We start from the raw sequence: 17,897 nt of genomic DNA on the forward strand, positions 1-17,897 counted from the left end.
CCTAAGCCGGGTCCTCCACCAGGGCGACGTCGCGCACGCCGAGCTGCTCGGCCTCGTCGAAGCTCAGCTCGCCGGTCACCTTGCCGGCGGCGGCCAGGTCGCCCAGGGCGGCGCGGACCCGCTCCAGCTCGACGGCCGGGCCCGCCACCGTCGCCGCCGCGATGGGCGTGCGCATCTTGACCTTGGCCTCCGACTTGGCGCGCCGCAGCCCGGCGAGGGCCTGGCCGACCGTGCCGAGCAGGGCGGCGTCCGCGCCCTCCGCGACGGCCAGCTCCTCGACGACGGGCCACGGCTGGGTGTGGACCGAGGTGCCCTCCTCGTGCCACCACGACCACACCTCCTCGGTCGCGAAGGAGATCACCGGTGCCAGCAGGCGCAGCTGCACCGACAGGGCCAGCCGCAGCGCCGCGCGCGCGGACAGCGTCGGCGGCGTGGGGTCGCCCGCGGGGCCGTCGGCGGAGAACTCGCCGCCGTAGGCGCGCTCCTTGACCAGCTCGAGGTAGTCGTCGCAGAAGGTCCAGAAGAACGACTCGGTGACGTCGAGGGCGGTGGAGTAGTCCCAGGCCTCGTAGGCCTGGGTGGCCCGGCGCACGACCTCCGCCAGCCCGGCCAGCATGGCGCGGTCCAGCGGCTCGGTGACGAGGTCGGCCTCGGAGGAGCCCTGCGGCAGCTCGCCGAAGCCGAGGACGAACGAGCTGGCGTTGAGCAGCTTGATCGCCAGCCGGCGCCCGACCTTGATCTGGTTGGGGTCGTCGACCGTGTCGACGCCGGGGCGGGCCGCGGCCGCCCAGTAGCGCACCGCGTCGGTGCCGCTGGCCTGCAGCATGTCCAGCGGGGTGACGGCGTTGCCCTTGGACTTGGACATCTTCTTGCGGTCCGGGTCGAGGATCCAGCCGTTGAGGTACGCGTCGGTCCACGGCACGGTGCCGTGCTCGTGGTGGGCGCGGACCATCGTCGCGAACAGCCACGTGCGGATGATGTCGTGGCCCTGGGGCCGCATGTCGAAGGGGAAGATCGCCGCGAAGAGGTCGGCGTCCGAGCCCTCGCCCGACCCGCCCCGCGTCGGCCACCCGGCCGCGATCTGCGGGGAGAGCGAGGACGTCGCCCAGGTGTCCATGACGTCCGTGTCGGCGGTGAAGCCGCCGGGCTGGTCGCGCTGGTCCTCGGTGTAGCCCTCCGGCACGTCGCTCACCGGGTCGATCGGCAGCCGGGCCTCGTCGGGCACGAGGACGGTGTCGTGGTCGACCTCGCCGGCGGCGTCCACGGCGTACCAGACCGGGAACGGGACGCCGAAGAAGCGCTGCCGGCTGATGAGCCAGTCGCCGTTGAGGCCCTCGACCCAGTTGCGGTAGCGGCTGCGCATGAAGCCGGGGTGGAAGTGGACCTCCTCGCCGCGCGCGATGAGCGCCTCGCGCAGCCCGGGGGCGCCGTCCTCGCGGCCGCCGTTGCGGATGAACCACTGGCGGCTGGTGACGATCTCCAGGGGCTTCTCGCCGCGCTCGTAGAAGTTGGCCTTGCGCTGCGTCTTCGTCGGCTCGCCGTCCAGGTCGCCGGACGCGCGCAGCGCCTCGACCACGGCCTCGCGGGCGGCGTGGACGGTCCGGCCGGCCAGCCGCTCGTCGTAGAGGCTCTCGCCGGGCCCGCCGGCGACCCACTCGGGGGTCTGCTCCTGCAGCCGGCCGGAGCGGGTGATGACCGAGCGGGTCGGGAGCTGCAGCTCGCGCCACCACTGCACGTCGGTCATGTCGCCGAAGGTGCAGCACATGGCGATGCCGGCGCCCTTGTCCATCTCGGCGAGCGGGTGGGCGAGCACCGGCACCTCGACCCCGAACAGCGGCGAGGTGACGGTGGTGCCGAACAGGTCGGCATACCGCTCGTCGTCGGGGTGCGCGACGAGCGCGACGACCGAGGGGATGAGCTCGGGGCGCGTCGTCTCGATGTGCACCGGTGCGCCGTCGGCGCGGTGGTAGGCCACGCGGTGGTAGGCGCCGGGGTAGTCGCGCGCCTCCAGCTCGGCCTGCGCGACCGCGGTCTGGAAGGTGATGTCCCACAGGCCGGGCGCCAGCGCCTGGTAGGCCTCGCCGCGGGCGAGGTTGCGCAGGAACGCCTGCTGCGCGACGGCCCGGGAGCGGTCACCGATGGTGCGGTACTGCACGTTCCAGTCGATGGCCAGGCCGAGGCGGCGGAAGACGTCCTCGAAGGCCTGCTCGTCGATGACCGTGAGCTCCTCGCAGAGCTCGATGAAGGTGGAGCGGCCCACGGGCACCTGGTCCGCGGCCCTGATGCTCTTCCCGTCGCCGCCGCGCTGGGGCGGGGTGAAGTCGGGGTCGTAGGGCAGGGTCGCGTCGCCGCGCACGCCGTAGTAGTTCTGCACCCGCTTCTCGGTCGGCAGCCCGTTGTCGTCCCACCCGATGGGGTAGAACACGTGCTTGCCGGTCATCCGGTGGTAGCGCGCGAGGCAGTCGGCCTGGGTGTAGCCGAAGACGTGACCGAGGTGCAGCGTGCCGGACGCGGTCGGCGGCGGGGTGTCGACGGCGAAGATCTCCTCGCGCGGTCCGGCCAGGGCGGCGTCCCGGTCGAAGGCGTAGACGTCGGTGTCCTTCCATACCGCGACCCACTTCTCCTCGAGTCCGTCGACGGACGGACGCTCGGGCAGCTGCGCCGGGCGCGGGGGAGCGATCTGGTGGGTGCGCTTCATGCTCGGTATTGTCACAGACCGCGACGGGGCACCCGACCGGCCGGAGCCGCCTCAACGAGGAAGGGCTGTCCGGTGTTCCGGGAGCGGATCACGTTTTGGTCACGATCGGGGTATGTCGTTGACCAACTTCCGGATGTGGCAAACAGTGTGACGCATGTTGCGAACCATTCCCCTGTCCATGGCCGAGGCGGTCGATGACCCCCAGTGGGTCCAGAACCTCGAGTCCACCGTCGACTCCAGCTTCGAGACGATCACCAAGGTGTCCGGTGACGTCATCTTCTTCGAGATCCCCGGCATCCCGATGCCCTTCGTGGTCATGTGGCTGCTCGCCGCGGCCGTCATCATCTCGATCTACTTCGGGTTCATCCAGTTCCGCGGCATCAAGGTGGCGTGGGACACCCTGCGGGGGAAGTACTCCTCGCCGGACGACCCGGGTGAGATCCCGCACTACCAGGCGCTGACCTCCGCCGTCTCGGGCACCGTGGGCCTGGGCAACATCGCCGGTGTCGGCGTCGCCGTCACCCTGGGTGGTCCGGGGGCGACCTTCTGGATGATCCTGGCCGGCCTCTTCGGCATGGCGACGAAGTTCGCCGAGTGCACGCTCGGTGTGAAGTACCGCGAGATCCGCGCCGACGGCACCGTGTCCGGCGGCCCGTTCAAGTACCTCCCCGTGGCGTTCAGCAAGTTCCCCAAGTTCCTGTCCGTCGGCCTCACCGGCCTGTTCGCCCTCGCGATCCTCTTCTTCGGCGTCGGCGGCGGCAACATGTTCCAGGCCAACCAGACCTACTCGCAGGCTGTCGAGGTCACCGGTGGCGAGGACAGCTTCCTGGCCTCCACCTCCGCCGGGCTCATCTTCGGCCTCGTGCTGGCCGCCCTCATCGGCGCGGTCATCATCGGTGGGATGAAGTCCATCGGCCGGGTCACCTCGACGCTGGTCCCGCTCATGGGCGGCATCTACGTGCTCGCCTGCTTCATCGTCATCCTGACGAACATCCCGCACATCCCCGGTGCGATCGGCGACATCCTCACCGGTGCCTTCACCGCCGAGGGGGTCACCGGTGGGTTCATCGGTGCGCTCGTCGTCGGGCTGACCCGCTCGGCCTTCTCCAACGAGGCCGGTCTGGGCTCGGCGCCGATCGCGCACTCGACGGTCAAGACCCGCCGCCCGGTGTCCGAGGGCTTCGTGGCGATGTTCGAGCCCTTCATCGACACCGTCCTGGTCTGCACCATGACCGCGCTGACGATCGTCATCGCGGACACCACGTTCTACAACGAGACCCGTGAGCAGGTCTTCGCGGACGACAGCTACGACTACGGCGGCGGTGTCGTCATCACCTCCGACGCCTTCGCCGAGAACATCTCGTGGTTCCCGACCATCCTGGCCGTCGCGGTCGCGCTGTTCGCGATCTCCACCCTCATCACCTGGTCCTACTACGGCCAGCGGGCGTGGAACTACCTGTTCGGTGACACCCGGACCTCGACGCTCATCTACCGGGTCGTCTTCCTCCTCTTCACGGTGGCGGGCTGCATCCTCAACTTCGGCCAGGTGCTGGCGTTCGCGGACAACTTCCTGTTCGTCTGCGCGTTCGTCAACCTGCTCGGCGTCTACTTCCTGCTGCCGGTCATCAAGAAGGAGATGAACGAGTACCTCGCGGACCGCAAGAGCGGCAAGCTCGCCGAGCTCGGCAAGCTGGACGCCGACAAGGAGATGTCCGTGCGCGACCTCGCCGAGGCCAACCAGGTGCGCGACGACTCCGGCGCGAACCGTCTGGCCGACCCCGACGACGACGGGTTCGGCGCGGGCGGGGCCACCACCCCGCGCGACCGTCACTGACGGCATACCGCAGCATCACCGCCGAGGGCCGGGAGCACACGCTCCCGGCCCTCGGCCGTGCCCGGCACCGGCTGCGCTCCCGCCGACACGCCCGGTCTGGTCGGCTCATCCACGCACGTGCGTGGCTGAGCCGCTCGCGGCGCGCGTGTCGTCGGGACGCGACGGACCGACCAGGTATGCCTGTGGACGACGGCGGCAGGACACCCGTGCCGTGCGGCACGGTGGGTCTCATGAAGCAGGATCTCGACCTGACCGCGCCCTTCCTCCGCCAGGACGGACTCCGCGCGGGCATGACGAAGCACGCCCTGGACGGCCCGGGGTTCCGCCGCCTCTTCGGGAGCGTCCGGCTGGCGGTCACGGTCCGGCTCACCGCGCAGCTGCTCGCGCGTGCCGCCCTGCTCGTCGCGCCGGACGCGGTGGTCAGCCATCACTCTGCCGCCCGCCTCTACGGCGCGGTCGTCCCCTCCTCGCCCCTGGTCCACCTGACGGCCCGGCGGGCGCAGGACCGACGCCGGCGCGCCGGGCTGCAGTGGCACGTGCACGCTGCGCCGCAGACCTGGGTGCACCGCGGGGTCCGGGTCACGACACCCGCGCAGACGTTCCTCGACCTCGCGCACGACCTGGACCTCGTGGACCTCGTCGTGCTGGGCGACTCGCTCGTCCACCGGGGGCACGTCACCCCGGACCAGCTGGTGGACGCCGCGCACGAGCGGGGGTCGGCGCTCGCGCGTCAGGCATCCCTCCTCGTCCGGAAGGGTGCCGAGTCGCCGATGGAGACCAAGGTCAGGCTGCTGCTGGTCCTCGCGGGGCTTCCCGAGCCGCGGGTCCAGCTCACGCTGGTCGACGCGCAGGGGTCGCCCCGCTACCGGCTCGACCTGAGCTATCCCGAGATCAAGGTCGCCATCGAGTACGACGGGCGCCACCATGCCGAGGACGCGGGGCAGTGGGGCCACGACATCGCACGCCGCGAGTGGCTCGACGGCCGCGGCTGGAGGCTGGTGGTGGTCCGCAGCCCGGACGTCCACGCCACCCCGTGGGCCACCGTGCTGCGCGTCGCGCGGGTGCTCGCCTCCCGCGGCTACGACAAGCCGCTGCCGACCCTGCCCCCGGCCCGGTTCGGGCGACACTTCCCCGAGCAGCCCTGGCGGGCCACCGCCTGAGAAGGGCCGACGACACGCCGACGTGCGACGGCCCAGCGACGCACGTGCGTGCCTGAGCCGGACGCGACGGGCGTGTCGTCCGGACGGCGGCGCCACCGACCGGCGTGCGGGGACCCCGTGGACGGCGGAGGCGTTAGCATGGTGACGCACAGGCGTCCGAGCCGTCATCAGCGGCGAGCCTGCGGAAGAACCGCCACCGTGAGCCGACGGCGAGCGCACTAGACCCGCACGGGTAGGCCCGTCACAGCCGGAACGAAGCGGCACGCCGCGCCAGCCGGACCCCACCGGGGTCGGCGGACGCCGGCGGGCAAGCGAGGTGGTACCGCGGTGCCGACCGGGCGTCATACCCGGGCAGCGTCGTCCTCGTGGCACGACCGACCACGAGACGACCGCACGCGACGCCCACCCCGCGACACCCCAGGAGCCGCCCGCCCATGGCCTACCCCCAGTCCAGCACCTCTGCCGCCGCGCTGACGCCCTCCCCGCGCTTCCCGGAGATCGAGCAGGCCGTGCTGGCCTACTGGCAGGAGCACGGCACCTTCGCCCGGAGCGTCGAGCAGCGCGAGGCCGGGGAGCGCGGCGCCAACGAGTACGTCTTCTACGACGGACCCCCCTTCGCCAACGGGCTGCCGCACTACGGCCACCTGCTCACCGGCTACGTCAAGGACGTCGTCCCGCGCTACCAGACCATGCGGGGCAAGCGGGTCGAGCGGCGCTTCGGCTGGGACACCCACGGGCTGCCCGCCGAGCTCGAGGCGATGGACCAGCTGGGCATCAAGACCAAGGACGAGATCCTCGGCATCGGCATCGAGGCCTTCAACGCCAAGTGCCGCGAGTCGGTGCTGAAGTACACCGACGAGTGGCAGGACTACGTCACCCGCCAGGCGCGCTGGGTGGACTTCGAGGGCGACTACAAGACCCTCAACGTCGACTACATGGAGTCGGTGCTGTGGGCCTTCAAGCGGCTCTACGACAAGGGCCTCGTCTACGAGGGCTTCCGCGTCCTGCCCTACTGCTGGAACGACCAGACCCCGCTGTCCAACCACGAGCTGCGCATGGACGACGAGGTCTACCAGGTGCGCCAGGACCCGGCGGTCACCGTCGGGGCGCGCCTCCTGTCGGGGGCGACGCCCGACGACGTCCTGGACGGCGCGCTGGCGCTGGTCTGGACCACGACGCCGTGGACGCTGCCGGCCAACCTCGCGATCATGGTCGGCGAGGACATCGAGTACGTCGTGGTGCGGGCCCCGCTGCCCGGCGCCGCCTCGGAGGACGCCGGGTCCGGCGGCGGTGAGCGCTACCTCATCGCGAAGGAGCGGCTCGCGGCCTACGCCCACGAGCTCGGCGAGGACCCGGAGGTGCTCGGCACCTACACCGGCGCGCAGCTGACCGGCCGCTCCTACGTCCCGCCGTTCTCCTACTACCAGGGCTGGGAGCGGGCGCACCGGCTCGTCGTGGCGGAGTTCGTCACCACCACCGACGGCACCGGGCTCGTCCACACCGCGGGCGCCTTCGGTGAGGACGACAAGGTGGTCACCGACCGCGAGGGCATCGAGCCGGTCATGCCGGTCGGCCCGGACGGCGCCTTCACCGCCCCGGTGGAGGAGTACGCCGGGATGCTCGTCTTCGACGCCAACGCGCCGATCATGGACCACCTCAAGGCCGCCACCCGCAACCAGCTCGGCGGGGAGCCGCACGACACCGGCTCGGTGACCGAGGGCACCGTCCTGCTGCGCCGCGAGTCCTACGCCCACTCCTACCCGCACTGCTGGCGCTGCAAGCAGCCGCTCATCTACAAGGCGGTCTCCTCCTGGTTCGTCGAGGTCACGGCGTTCAAGGACGACATGCTGCGCACCAACGAGGACATCACCTGGGTGCCCGAGCACATCAAGCACGGGCAGTTCGGCCGGTGGCTGGAGAACGCCCGCGACTGGTCGATCTCCCGCAACCGCTTCTGGGGCAGCCCGATCCCGGTGTGGCGCAGCGACGACCCGGCCTACCCCCGCATCGACGTCTACGGCAGCCTCGAGGAGATCGAGGCCGACTTCGGCACGCTCCCGCGCGACCGTGACGGCCACGTCGACCTGCACCGGCCGTTCGTCGACGAGCTGACCCGGCCCAACCCCGACGACCCGACCGGCGCGAGCACCATGCGCCGGGTCGAGGACGTGCTCGACGTGTGGTTCGACTCCGGGTCGATGAGCTACGCCCAGGTGCACTACCCGTTCGAGAACGAGCAGTGGTTCGAGGAGCACTTCCCGGCCGACTTCATCGTCGAGTACATCGGGCAGACCCGCGGCTGGTTCTACACGCTGCACATCCTCGCCACCGCGCTCTTCGACCGGCCGGCGTTCTCGACCTGCCTCTCGCACGGCATCGTGCTCGGCAGCGACGGGCAGAAGATGTCCAAGTCGCTCAAGAACTACCCCGACGTGCGCGAGGTCTTCGACCGCGACGGCGCCGACGCGATGCGCTGGTTCCTCATGTCCTCCCCGATCCTGCGCGGCGGCAACCTCGTCGTCACCGAGCAGGGGATCCGCGACGGCGTGCGGCAGACGATGATCCCGCTGTGGAACGCGTGGTACTTCTTCGGGCTCTACGCCAACGCCGCGGGCTACGAGGCGCGCTGGTCGACCGGCTCGGAGCACCAGCTCGACCGCTACGTCCTGGCCAAGACCCGCGAGTTCGTCGAGGCGGCTGAGGCGGCCTACGACGGCAACGAGATCGCGGTAGCCGCCGAGGTCATCCGCGACTTCGTCGACGTCCTCACCAACTGGTACATCCGGCGCTCCCGGGACCGCTTCTGGGCCGAGGACCACGAGGCCTTCGACACGCTCTACACCGTCCTCGAGATCACCTGCCGGGTGGCCGCCCCGCTGCTCCCGCTGCTCACCGAGGAGGTATGGCGCGGCCTCACCGGCGGCGAGTCGGTGCACCTCACCGACTGGCCGGAGGCCGGCGACCTGCCGGAGGACCCGGAGCTGGTGGCCGCGATGGACACCGTCCGGGAGGTCTGCTCGACCGCGCTGGGGCTGCGCAAGGCGCAGGGCCTGCGGGTGCGGCTGCCGCTGCCCCGGCTCACGGTGGTCCTCAAGGACGCGCAGACCCTGGTGCCCGACCACGACGCTCGCGCGCAGATGGTCACCGACGTCATCAGGGACGAGGTCAACGTCCGGCAGCTCACCGTCCTCGACGCCGACGACCCGGACGCCCTGTCCGACCTGCAGGTCGAGCAGCGGCTCACGGTCAACGCCCGGGCCGCCGGGCCTCGGCTCGGCAAGCAGGTGCAGGCCGCGATCAAGGGGTCCAAGAGCGGTGACTGGTCGGTCGCCGACGACGGCACGGTGACCAGCGGAGGGATCGCTCTGGACGAGGGCGAGTTCACCCTCGAGACGGTCGTGGGCGGGACCGACGACCACGCGGAGAGGGCGACCGCGACGCTGCGCGGGCAGGGCGGAGGCTTCGTCGTGCTCGACACCGCGGTGACGCCCGAGCTCGCGCAGGAGGGCCTGGCGCGCGACCTGGTGCGCGCCGTCCAGGGCGCCCGCAAGGACGCCGGCCTCGACATCAGCGACCGCATCAGCCTCACCGTCGTGGGTGACGACGAGGTCTGGGACGCCGCGATGGCGCACCAGCAGCTCGTCATGGGTGAGACGCTGGCCGTCCAGTTCGGCGCCGCCGGGGCGGGCCAGGCCCTGCCCCCCGCCAGGAACGGCGCCCACGCCAGCACCGCCGACCTGGGCGGCGGGCATACCGTGCAGCTCCTGATCAGCCGACGCGAGGAGACCGGACGATGAGCGACAACTTCTTCGAGGGCGAGGACGGCAGCACCGAGCTGCCGCTCGAGCCCGGCGGCGCCGTCCCGAGCGACGAGGCGGCCCCGGGCGGTGCCACCGCCCCGGACCCCGACCCGGCCGAGCTCGCGCGCTACGCCCAGGTGACCGAGGACATCCTGGCCCGCACGCCGGAGCACATGCCCGAGCCCAGCCTGCACCGGGTGGCGCGGGTCATGGAGCTCATGGGCGACCCGCAGCGCACCTTCCGGATGGTCCACCTCACCGGGACCAACGGCAAGACCTCGACCGCCCGGATGGTCGAGCGGCTCCTGCGGGAGATGGGCCTGCGCACCGGCCGGTTCACCAGCCCGCACCTGCACGACATGCGCGAGCGGATCAGCACCGACGGCGAGCCGGTCTCCGTCGAGGCCTTCCTGTCCGCCTACGACGACGTGCTGCCCTTCGTCGAGATGGTCGACCTCGAGTCGGCGGCCGACGAGGACCCGGCCCGCCGCGTGCGGATGACCTACTTCGAGGTGCTCGTCTGCGTGGCGTATGCCGCGTTCGCCGACACCCCCGTCGACGTCGCCGTGGTGGAGGTCGGGCTCGGCGGGGTGTGGGACGCCACCTCCGTCGCCGACGGCGACGTGGCCGTGCTCACCCCGGTGGCGCTGGACCACACCCGCCTGCTCGGGAACACCCTCGAGGAGATCGCGACGGAGAAGGCCGGGATCATCAAGCCCGGGGCCATCGCCGTCGTGGGGGTCCAGGAGCCGGAGGTCATGGACGTCCTCACCGAGCGCACCGAGGAGGTCGGGGCCGACCTGCGGGCCGAGGGCGTGAACTTCGGGGTGCTGGCCCGGGAGATCGCCGTCGGTGGCCAGCAGGTGTCGGTGCGCGGGTTGGCCGGGGACTACGACGGTCTCTTCCTGCCGCTCTTCGGCGGGCACCAGGCGCACAACGCCGCCCTGGCGATCGCCGCGGTCGAGGCCTTCGTCGGGGGAGGGGAGCAGCCCCTGTCCGACGAGGTCCTCCGGGCCGGTCTGGCCGACGTCTCCTCACCCGGGCGCCTCGAGATCGTCCGCCGCTCGCCGACCGTCCTCGTCGACGCCGCGCACAACCCGGCCGGGGTGGAGGCCCTGGTCGAGGCGCTGCGCGAGTCCTTCACGTTCACCCGGCTCGTCGGGCTGCTCGCCGTCCTGGAGGACAAGGACGCCGAGCCGATGATCCAGGCGCTGGAGCCGGTGCTCGACCACGTCGTGGTCTCGCGGACCACCTCGCCGCGGGCCATCCGGCCGCACCGCCTCGGCGAGCTCGTGGCCGAGTACTTCGGCGAGGACCGGGTCACCGTCATCCCCGACCTCCCCGACGCCCTGGACGTGGCCGCCGGCCTGGCCGACGACGGCGGGGTCGGCGGTGCCGTGATCGCCACCGGCTCGGTGACGACGGCCGCCGAGGTGCGCGAGCTGCTGGGGCTCAGGACCGGCTAGCGGACGTGCCGGCCCCGGACTCGGCGCCCCCGCCGACCGCCTCGGGCAGGGCGCTCCAGCCGACCACCTCCGGCACCCGGACCGAGCCGGCACCCACCGCGCGGCAGGTGAGCCGCTGGGCGGGGGCGAGCCGCTCGACCCCCGACGCCCGCCAGAGCCCGTGGCCCTCCACCGCCACGTCGGTGCGCCATTGCGCCACGACGTGCCCCGTCGCGGCGCCGGCACCGTCCTCCGCAGCGGGCAGCACCTGCGGTGTGCCGACCGGCCGCACCGCGTCCCAGGGCACCCCCCAGCGGCCGAGGGCCGCGACGACGGCGCTCTGCACCACCCGGTCCTGGCCGATGCGGCCGCGCAGGTGGCCCACCGCCGGCGCCCCGGCCCGGTGCCCGCGCACGACCTCGACGGCCCGGTCGGGGTCGAGGCCGCCGTAGCACGCGCCGTCGGGCAGCACGAGGAGGTTGGCGGCGAAGCGGTCGCCCCCGGTGTGCGAGCACTCCCAGACCTCGCCGGGCCAGACCTCGTCGAGGGCAGCGGCCACCGGCCGCCCGCGCACCGCGCAGCACACGTCCTTGCGCCCGTGGGTGCAGACCAGCAGCAGCTGCTCGTCGACCGAGCCCTGGGCAGGGGAGGCGCCGGCGTCGGGCGCGTGGTGGGGGTCGGCGTCCGGGGGCGGGTCCTGCGCCGCAGCCCCGGCGAGCGCCGAGGTCGCCGCGGCCAGCAGCTCGGCTCCGGCGGACCACGTCCCGCCCACCACCCGGGCGCCCGGGCGCGCGGCGGGGTCCACGGCATACCACTGCCAGGGGCCGTCCGGACGGTGCGGCTCTCCCGGCCGGCGGACGAGCAGGAGCCGGGCGGAACCCACCGTCATCACCCGCACGAGGTCGTCGCGGACCTCGGCCGGCAGCGCCGCGAGCGCGTCTGGGGGCCATCCGCCCGGCACCTCGACGAGCAGCAGCCGGGGCTGCGGGGGCGCGGTGCCCAGGACGGGGTCGCCGCGCTCGCGGGCGGCGTCGGAGCAGCGGAACGACTCAGTCATCCCGGCCGGGACGCCGCTGCGCCGGGGTCGCGACGCCGCGGTGCAGGAGCCCGCGCGCGAGCCCGAGCGCCTCGGTGTCGTCGAGGCCCGCGAGCCCGCCCAGCTCCCGGACCCCGACGGGCTCGGCCTCGAGCAGCCGCTCCAGCGCCGGCCGGTAGGTCGCGGGCAGGGTGAAGGTGGCGACCCGAGAGACCAGGCTCACCCGGTCGCCGTCGTCCCGCAGCGCGGGCTCGAGGTGGCGGCGGAGCTCCACGGCGTCGTCCGCACGCAGCTGCTCGGCGGCGGCCGCCTGGGCGAGCGGCCGGACCGGTGCCGGTCGGGCGCTGCGGCGGTGGTCGGTCTCCAGCGCGGCGGCGAGGTCCTCGGCGGGCAGGTCGCGCAGCCGTCGCAGGAGGGCGGCTCGGACCTGCTCCACGTCCTCACCCCAGCCGTCGGGAGAGGAGAGGTCGACACCCAGCGGCAGGCTCTGCCGCACGTCCGCCTCGTCGCCGAGACCGGCACCCAGGAGGTCGAGCGCCGTGCGCGCCACGTGGTGGCGGGTCCACGCGTGGACCCCGATGGTGAGGTGGGCGCTGACCTCGCCCATCGCCCGGGCCGAGTGGATCCACCCCCGGGGGAGGTAGAGGCAGTCGCCGGGGCGCAGGGTGGTCTCGAGCGCGGCCGGCTCCTGGGCCCGGGCGGCGACCGCGTCACGGCGGTCGGTCCACGGCTGGCTCCGCAGCGGCTGCGGCAGGACGGGCTCGCGCAACGACCACCGCTTGGTGCCGGACACCTGCAGCACGAAGACGTCGTGCACGTCGTAGTGGTCGTCGAAGCCCTGGTTCGCCGGGGGCGTGATGTAGGCGTTCACCTGCACCGGGCTACCGAGGTCGTCGGCCAGGTCGGCCGCGAACGCGCGGATCGGTCCCCACGTCCGGTGCAGCCCCTGCAGCACCAGGGTCGAGCCGTCGGCGAAGTGCCTCAGCAACCGGGTGTCGTCGACCTGGTCGGGCATGCCGGCGCCCGTACCGCCGGAGGAGGTGAAGCCGGCCTCCGGGAGCGTCGAGCCGTTTTTGGCCACCCGCAGGAACGGGGTGCGCAGCGCGCGGTCCGAGACGAGCTCGTCGACCGCGTCGAGGGAGAACAGGTCGGAGAACGCGTCACCGCCCCGCTCCTCGACCGTGGCGAGGTGCAGGGTGTGCCCCCAGTGCTCGCGGGCGAAGGTGTCGGCGTCGAGGGTCCCCAGGAGCCGGGTGAGGGCCGGTCTCCCGGCCCTCACCACGTGCGGTCGTGCGCTCCTCACTCGGCGGGACCGTCGGCTCCGCCGTCACCCCCGGCACCCGCGTGACCGTCCGCGCCACCGTCGGCACCGCCGTCGCCACCAGGTCCGGCGTGGCCGTCGGCGCCACCGTCGGCCCCGCCGTCGCCACCAGGTCCGGCGTGGCCGTCGGCGCCACCGTCGGCCCCCCGCCGTCGCCACCAGGTCCGGCGTGACCGTCCGCGCCACCGTCGGCACCGCCGTCGCCACCAGGTCCGGCGTGACCGTCAGCGCTGCCCGTGCTCGCCGGGCCCGCCTCGGGGACGTCCTCGAACGGGTCGTTGTCCTGCGTGCTCATCGCATCCACCCTTCAGTCGTGCGTCGCGGCCGCGTGGACCGCGGCCTCGCCTCGAGCATCCTGGGTGGCCGGACGCCCCGCAACCGCAACCTGCCCGCAGCCCGGGTTCAGTGGTCGGCGTGCCCGGAGCCCTCGCCGGGGACGGTGCCCCCGGAGCCGGTGGACTCCTCGGCCTCCTGCTCGGCCAGCCAGGCCTCGACGTCCTCGCGGGGGGTGGCGTCCCGCTCGGCCAGCATGTCGCGCATGAGGATGATCTCGCCCTGCTGGGCATCGACCATCTTCTGCGCGGCCAGCAGCACCTCGGGCTGGGTGGCCTGGGCGACCGCGGCCTCGGCCATCTCCACGCCGGAGATGTGGTGGGTCGTCATGAGCTGGAGGAAGAGCACCTCCGCCTCCTGGCCGGAGGCGTCGGTGAGCTCCTGGATCTCGGTGGGCGAGGCCATACCGGGCATCGGCACCCCCTCCGGCAGGTCCGTCATCGCCGCGTGGTCGTGACCCTCCATGTCCTCCATCGACATCCAGGCCATCCGCTCCTCGCCCCGCGCCCGGGGCAGTCCCCAATCGTCGAGCCAGGTCCCCATCATCCCGCGCTCGTAGCCCTGGTTGTTGCTGATGTCGACCGCCAGCCGGCGCACGTCCTCGTCCTCCGTGCGCTGCATCACCAGCTGCGACATCTGGACCGCCTGGGCGTGGTGCTCGCTCATGTCCCGGGCGAAGCCGGCGTCCGCGCCGTCGTCGGGCGGGGTCCGGTCACCGAAGGCCAGCCACCCCACGAGGGCCCCGAGGCACAGCGCGAGGACGGTCACCGCCGCGAGCGCCGGCGCCCCGAAGGTGCGCCAGCGGTCGCGGGGGCGGGATGCGGGCGGGGTGGGGTCCTGCTCGACGACGGGGTCGCTCACTGACGCGCCACCAGGTCGGTCACCGTCCCACCCGTGCACGCCGCGCCCAGCTCGGGCGTGTCCGGCGCCTGCTTGTACTCCCGGATGAAGGCCTGCAGGATCTTCTCGTCCGCGGTGTCCAGCGCGAGCTGGTGGTTCCACGACGTCGCCATGACCGGCGACTCCTGGTCGGGGACCGGGCTCACGAGCATGTAGTCGGCGTCGCCCAGGGAGGTGAGCACCTCGACCTGCTCGGCGGGCAGGTCGGGCTGGTAGGTCAGCCACACCGCCCCGTGCTCGAGCGAGTGAACCGCGTGCTCGGTCGGCACCTCCTCCGGGTAGACCCCGCAGTCCCACCACGCGGGGTGGTGCGGACCGCCCGGCGGCACGGCGGAGTCGTAGTCGATCGGCTCGTTGCGGTGGTCGGCCGCGGTGTTGTCGAAGTCCTCGACGGCCGACAGGTCGGCCAGGGCGGGGGAGTCCCGGACGACGGCGAAGACGACCGCGCCGATGATGAGGACCACGACGGCGACCGCCGATCCCCAGATGAGGGCGCCCCTGCGGCGCTCGGCGGCGGCGCCGGCCTTCTGGATCTTGGCCGCCTTGGCGGCTCGGTCGGACGCCGCGGGGGTGCGGTCGGGTCGGGGCATCGAGGCACTCCTGGTCTGCGACGGGCCTGGTGTCCGCCCCAGGGTATGCCGTGGTGCTGGCGGGTTGCTGAGAGGCCTCCCAGCCGGGGTCTGGGAGGATGAGGGGCGTGACTCCCGGCACCCTCACCCGACGTCTGTGCGCCACGACGCTGATCGCCCAGGCCCTGTCGGTCGCCCTCGGCGCGCTCGTCGCGTGGCGGCTGGCGCAGACCACCGACGACCCCCGGGCGGGCGCCTTCCTGTGGGGAGGGCTGGCGCTGGCCGGCCTGTGCGTCGTGGCAGCAGGGGCCCTGCGCAGCCGGTGGGGGATCCTCCTGGGCTGGGTCGTCCAGTTCCTCACCCTGGCCGCCGGGGTCGTGCTCCCGGCCATGTTCGTCGTCGCCGGGCTCTTCGGCTTCCTGTGGTGGCTCTGTCTCACCCAGGGCATCCGGATGGACCGGCTGACCGCCCAGCGGGCGGCCGCGGAGCGCGAGCAGGAGGGGAGCTGACCGTGGACCTGTTCAGCGCCGTCGTCCTCGGCATCGTGCAGGGGCTCACCGAGTTCCTGCCGATCTCCTCCAGCGCGCACGTCTCGATCGTCGGTCGGCTGCTCGGGCAGGAGGACCCGGGCGCCGCCTTCACCGCCATCACCCAGCTCGGCACCGAGGCCGCCGTCCTGCTCTACTTCTGGCGCGACATCGTGCGGATCGTCCGGGCGTGGTCCGCCTCGCTCGTCGGCCGCGTCCCGCGCGACGACCCGGACGCCGTGCTCGGCTGGTGGGTCATCCTCGGCACCCTGCCCATCGGCATCCTCGGGCTGCTCCTGCAGGACTGGATCGAGACCGACCTGCGCAGCCTGTGGCTCACCGCCACCATGCTGCTGGTCTTCGCGCTGGTCATCCTGGCCGCCGAGCGGGTCGGCCGGCAGGAGCGCCAGCTCACCGAGCTGACGTGGCGCCAGGGCCTGGGCTTCGGGCTGTGGCAGGCGCTCGCCCTCGTCCCCGGCGTCTCGCGCAGCGGCGGCACCATCGCCGGTGGCCTCTTCATGGGCTTCACCCGGGAGGCGGCGGCCCGCTACTCCTTCCTCCTGGCCATCCCCGCGGTCCTGGCCTCGGGCGGGCTGCAGCTCGTCAAGGTCGTCACCGGCGACGCGATCGGCTCGGGCACCGGCTGGGGCGCCATCGCGGTGGCCACCCTGCTCGCCTTCCTCGTGGGGTATGCGGTCATCGCCTGGTTCATGCGCTACATCACCACGCACACCTTCACGCCGTTCATGATCTACCGCATCGTCCTGGCGCTCGTGCTCTTCGGGCTGCTCGGCGCCGGGGTCCTGCAGCCCTGACCCGCAGGGGGAGCGGCACGGCATACCCTGGTGCCCGTGACCGACACCACCGCCCCCCAGACCGAACGCTCCCTCGTCCTCGTCAAGCCCGACGGCTACCGGCGCGGGCTGTCCGGGGAGGTGCTGCGCCGGATCGAGGCCAAGGGCTACACCCTCGCCGCGCTGGCGGTCCTCACCCCGTCGCGCGAGCAGCTCGAGGCGCACTACGCCGAGCACGAGGGCAAGCCGTTCTACGAGCCGCTGCTGGAGTTCATGTCCTCCGGGCCGGTGACCGCCGCCGTCATCGAGGGCCACGGCTGCATCCCGGGCTTCCGGTCCCTGGCGGGGGCGACCGACCCGACCGCCGCGGCGCCGGGCACCATCCGCGGCGACCACGGTCGCGACTGGGGGCTGAAGGTCCAGCAGAACATCGTCCACGGCTCGGACAGCCCCGAGTCCGCCGAGCGGGAGATCGCCATCTGGTTCCCGACCCAGGGCTGAGCCCTCACACCGGGACGCCGAACAGCCCCGGCGAGGGCAACCCGAGCTCCGGACGCGCCAGCCGGGCCAGGACGAGCGCCGTGCCCGACAGGCCCTGGAACAGCCCGTAGCCACCGCGGGTCCGCTGGCCCGTCGGCCAGAGGTGCGGGTCCTCGCCGAGCAGCCCGGCCACCTGCAGCACCGCCGCGCGGGTCGCCTCCAGGTGCTCGGTGTCGCCGTGCGCGGCCGCCCACGCCAGGACGTCCAACGGACCGCCCAGGCCGTGGCACAGCGTCAGCCCGGCGTCGTGGGGGTCGAGCCGGACCGACGCCGGCCCGGCCTCCGCCAGCTGCCGACGCGCCGCCTCGGCGCTCAGCCCCACCTGCTCGCGGCACAGCAGCAGCCCCGCGTCCGCCTGGCTGCGCAGCGCGGTCGCGGGCACCCCGAGGTCGACGCCCGCCTCCGCGAGCCGGCCCAGCTCCAGCCGGACCGCGGTCACCCCGGCGGCGCCGTGGCACCACAGGACGGGGTAGGCCGGGGGGTCGTCCCGCAGGTCCGGCCAGCCGAGCACGCGGTCGACCCAGGCGCTCTCCCAGAGCCAGGTCCGCAGGAACCGCTCGCGCGCGGCGCTCGCCAGGGCGGGGGCCGGGTCGCTCGCCAGCCAGTGGGCGAGCGCGAGCAGGACGCCGCTGCTGCCGTGCGCCAGGCCGGTGAGCGGCCGGGCCGCCTCACCCTGCCCGTCCGTCGGTCCCGGATGGCACCACCCCTCCCCGTCGGCCCGGCCGCAGTCGAGCAGCGCCCGCCCGACGGCGTCCGTCTCGCGGGACGACGCCCCCAGGCCCACCGTCGCGAGCAGCAGCCCGGACAACCCGTCGAGGTGGTCGCTGGAGCCCGTGAGAGACCCGGGAGCGGGGGCGGTGGCCGGTTCCCCGGTGAGGGCGGCCCGCACGAGGGCGACCCCGGCCGCGCCGTCCAGGAGGCCCGGCGTGCCGGGCGCCCG

14 protein-coding genes are annotated in these 17,897 nt (G+C 73.3%); 8 read left to right on the plus strand and 6 right to left on the minus strand.

The annotated features are described in order from the left end of the window. Window position 1 precedes the first annotated feature (1 nt). Window positions 2-2,698: a valine--tRNA ligase gene (valS, locus tag FHD63_RS03750; RefSeq protein WP_139720244.1), complete on the minus strand. Its 2,697-nt coding sequence runs from the start codon at window positions 2,696-2,698 to the stop codon at window positions 2-4. A gap of 154 nt (window positions 2,699-2,852) precedes the next feature. Here valS and FHD63_RS03755 point away from each other — a divergent pair, with 154 nt between their 5' ends. The 4 genes from FHD63_RS03755 to FHD63_RS03770 all read left to right on the plus strand — a co-directional run bounded on the left by FHD63_RS03755 (window position 2,853) and on the right by FHD63_RS03770 (window position 10,958). Then, a complete protein-coding gene (locus tag FHD63_RS03755; RefSeq protein WP_238705755.1) occupies window positions 2,853-4,532 on the plus strand; it encodes an alanine/glycine:cation symporter family protein in 1,680 nt (559 codons plus the stop codon). A gap of 230 nt (window positions 4,533-4,762) precedes the next feature. Beyond that, a complete protein-coding gene (locus FHD63_RS03760; protein WP_139720245.1) occupies window positions 4,763-5,692 on the plus strand; it encodes a hypothetical protein in 930 nt (309 codons plus the stop codon). A gap of 434 nt (window positions 5,693-6,126) precedes the next feature. Further along, window positions 6,127-9,489, plus strand: coding sequence for an isoleucine--tRNA ligase (gene ileS, locus FHD63_RS03765; RefSeq protein WP_139720247.1), 3,363 nt, complete (start codon window positions 6,127-6,129; stop codon window positions 9,487-9,489). Then, window positions 9,486-10,958 (plus strand): bifunctional folylpolyglutamate synthase/dihydrofolate synthase, encoded by a 1,473-nt coding sequence (locus tag FHD63_RS03770; protein ID WP_139720249.1) that lies wholly within the window; start codon window positions 9,486-9,488, stop codon window positions 10,956-10,958. The genes ileS and FHD63_RS03770 overlap by 4 nt, the downstream gene beginning before the upstream one ends. On the opposite strand, the gene FHD63_RS03775 is transcribed toward FHD63_RS03770, so the two are convergent. Beyond that, window positions 10,945-11,994 carry a sucrase ferredoxin gene (locus tag FHD63_RS03775; protein ID WP_139720251.1) on the minus strand — a complete coding sequence of 350 codons (1,050 nt, stop codon included), beginning with the start codon at window positions 11,992-11,994 and terminating at the stop codon, window positions 10,945-10,947. The two genes, FHD63_RS03770 and FHD63_RS03775, sit on opposite strands and share 14 nt — an antisense overlap. Then, a complete protein-coding gene (locus FHD63_RS03780; protein WP_139720252.1) occupies window positions 11,987-13,252 on the minus strand; it encodes a cupin domain-containing protein in 1,266 nt (421 codons plus the stop codon). Before FHD63_RS03780 ends, FHD63_RS03775 begins: the two co-directional genes overlap by 8 nt. 11 nt (window positions 13,253-13,263) lie before the next feature. On the opposite strand from FHD63_RS03780, the gene FHD63_RS16065 reads away from it, so the two are divergent. Next, window positions 13,264-13,467: a hypothetical protein gene (locus FHD63_RS16065; RefSeq protein WP_170215585.1), complete on the plus strand. Its 204-nt coding sequence runs from the start codon at window positions 13,264-13,266 to the stop codon at window positions 13,465-13,467. A gap of 229 nt (window positions 13,468-13,696) precedes the next feature. On the opposite strand, the gene FHD63_RS03790 is transcribed toward FHD63_RS16065, so the two are convergent. Both FHD63_RS03790 and FHD63_RS03795 read right to left on the minus strand, forming a co-directional pair. Beyond that, on the minus strand, window positions 13,697-14,488 hold the full coding sequence (locus FHD63_RS03790) for a DUF305 domain-containing protein (RefSeq protein WP_202978409.1): 792 nt from the start codon (window positions 14,486-14,488) through the stop codon (window positions 13,697-13,699). Further along, window positions 14,485-15,117, minus strand: coding sequence for a DUF3105 domain-containing protein (locus FHD63_RS03795; protein WP_139720254.1), 633 nt, complete (start codon window positions 15,115-15,117; stop codon window positions 14,485-14,487). The genes FHD63_RS03790 and FHD63_RS03795 overlap by 4 nt, the downstream gene beginning before the upstream one ends. A gap of 107 nt (window positions 15,118-15,224) precedes the next feature. Here FHD63_RS03795 and FHD63_RS03800 point away from each other — a divergent pair, with 107 nt between their 5' ends. From FHD63_RS03800 to ndk, 3 genes are read left to right on the plus strand one after another with little or no spacing between them, the layout of a single operon-like run. Continuing rightward, window positions 15,225-15,605, plus strand: coding sequence for a DUF4233 domain-containing protein (locus FHD63_RS03800; RefSeq protein WP_158296697.1), 381 nt, complete (start codon window positions 15,225-15,227; stop codon window positions 15,603-15,605). A 2-nt stretch (window positions 15,606-15,607) separates the two neighbouring features. Beyond that, window positions 15,608-16,438, plus strand: a complete 831-nt coding sequence (locus FHD63_RS03805; RefSeq protein WP_139720258.1) for an undecaprenyl-diphosphate phosphatase — start codon at window positions 15,608-15,610, stop codon at window positions 16,436-16,438. Between the two features lie 36 nt (window positions 16,439-16,474). Continuing rightward, window positions 16,475-16,918, plus strand: coding sequence for a nucleoside-diphosphate kinase (gene ndk, locus FHD63_RS03810; RefSeq protein WP_139720259.1), 444 nt, complete (start codon window positions 16,475-16,477; stop codon window positions 16,916-16,918). 4 nt (window positions 16,919-16,922) lie between these two features. Here the strand turns inward: ndk and FHD63_RS03815 are convergent, their stop codons facing one another. Further along, window positions 16,923-17,846, minus strand: coding sequence for a lanthionine synthetase LanC family protein (locus tag FHD63_RS03815; protein WP_158296698.1), 924 nt, complete (start codon window positions 17,844-17,846; stop codon window positions 16,923-16,925). Window positions 17,847-17,897 lie beyond the last annotated feature (51 nt).

Source organism: Serinicoccus chungangensis, from assembly GCF_006337125.1.
Taxonomy (GTDB): Bacteria; Actinomycetota; Actinomycetes; order Actinomycetales; family Dermatophilaceae; genus Ornithinicoccus; species Ornithinicoccus chungangensis.

Coding starts and splice junctions, on each gene's coding strand:
- FHD63_RS03760 (WP_139720245.1), top strand. CDS start 4,763: ATGAAGCAGGATCTCGACCTGACCGCGCCCTTCCTCCGCCAGGACGGA.
- ileS (WP_139720247.1), top strand. CDS start 6,127: ATGGCCTACCCCCAGTCCAGCACCTCTGCCGCCGCGCTGACGCCCTCC.
- FHD63_RS03770 (WP_139720249.1), top strand. CDS start 9,486: ATGAGCGACAACTTCTTCGAGGGCGAGGACGGCAGCACCGAGCTGCCG.
- valS (WP_139720244.1), bottom strand. CDS start 2,698: ATGAAGCGCACCCACCAGATCGCTCCCCCGCGCCCGGCGCAGCTGCCC.
- FHD63_RS03795 (WP_139720254.1), bottom strand. CDS start 15,117: ATGCCCCGACCCGACCGCACCCCCGCGGCGTCCGACCGAGCCGCCAAG.
- FHD63_RS03755 (WP_238705755.1), top strand. CDS start 2,853: ATGTTGCGAACCATTCCCCTGTCCATGGCCGAGGCGGTCGATGACCCC.
- FHD63_RS03775 (WP_139720251.1), bottom strand. CDS start 11,994: ATGACTGAGTCGTTCCGCTGCTCCGACGCCGCCCGCGAGCGCGGCGAC.